Origin of the sequence: Pseudomonas sp. R62 (assembly GCF_000257605.1) — a bacterium.
Lineage (GTDB): Bacteria > Pseudomonadota > Gammaproteobacteria > Pseudomonadales > Pseudomonadaceae > Aquipseudomonas > Aquipseudomonas atacamensis.
Window position 1 is genome coordinate 1,663,139 of record NZ_JH635998.1, and the last position, 1,063, is coordinate 1,664,201.

General features: G+C 58.7%; 1 protein-coding gene. It reads left to right on the forward strand.

Annotated features, from left to right (window positions below):
• Window positions 1–1,003: mechanosensitive ion channel domain-containing protein (locus tag OQK_RS08640; RefSeq protein WP_038860770.1), on the forward strand; the 1,003-nt coding region annotated here is incomplete at its 5' end.
• Between the last annotated feature and the right edge of the window lie 60 nt (window positions 1,004–1,063).

The window sequence follows — 1,063 nt, forward strand, 5'->3', positions numbered from 1 at the left end:
TTTCATCGCGGCGCTGTACTGGGTCTGGTCGGACCTGATTTCGGTGTTCTCGTATCTGGACAACATCACCCTTTACGAATACACCAGCGGCACTGGCGCCAACATGAGCATGGTGCCGATCAGCATCGGCGACATGCTCGGCGCGCTGATCATCATCGGCATCACCTTCGCGCTGGCGCGCAACTTGCCCGGTCTGCTCGAAGTGTTCGTACTGTCCAAGCTCAACCTGGCCCAGGGCAGCGCTTATGCGACAACCACGCTGCTGTCCTACGTGATTGCCGGAGTCGGTTTCGTCACCACCCTGTCGACCCTCGGCGTCAGTTGGGACAAGTTGCAGTGGCTGGTGGCGGCGCTGTCGGTGGGCCTCGGTTTCGGTATGCAGGAGATCTTCGCCAACTTCATCTCCGGCATCATGATCCTCTTCGAACGCCCGGTGCGGATCGGCGACACCATCACCATTGGCAATCTGTCGGGCACGGTGAGCAAGATCCGCATCCGCGCCACGACCATCACGGATTTTGACCGCAAGGACATCATTGTCCCGAACAAGACGTTCATCACCGGGCAACTGATCAACTGGTCGCTGACCGACACCATCACCCGCGTCACGCTGAAACTCGGCGTCGATTACGGTTCGGATCTGGACCTGGTCAAGGAACTGCTGCTCAAAGCGGCCCGGGAGAACCCGCGTGTGCTCAAAGAACCTGAGCCACACGTGTACTTCCTCAACTTCGGCGAAAGCACCCTCGACCACGAACTGCGCATGCATGTGCGCGATCTCGGTGACCGCAACCCGGTGCTGGATGAGGTCAACCGCTTCATCAATCGCGAGTTCAAGAAGCAGCACATCAACATCTCGTTCCGGCAGATGGAGGTTTATCTGAAGAACCTGCACGGCCAGGAATACAAGATGGTGCCTGTGGAACCCGAGAACAAAACCATCGTGCCGATCGTCGACGGGCAGAAACCGTTGCCGGAACCGCCACCGAGCAAACTCGACTAACCGACATGGTCCCAGCAGAATGCTCGGACATTCTGCTGGAGCCGGCCCGTGAAAGCCCTC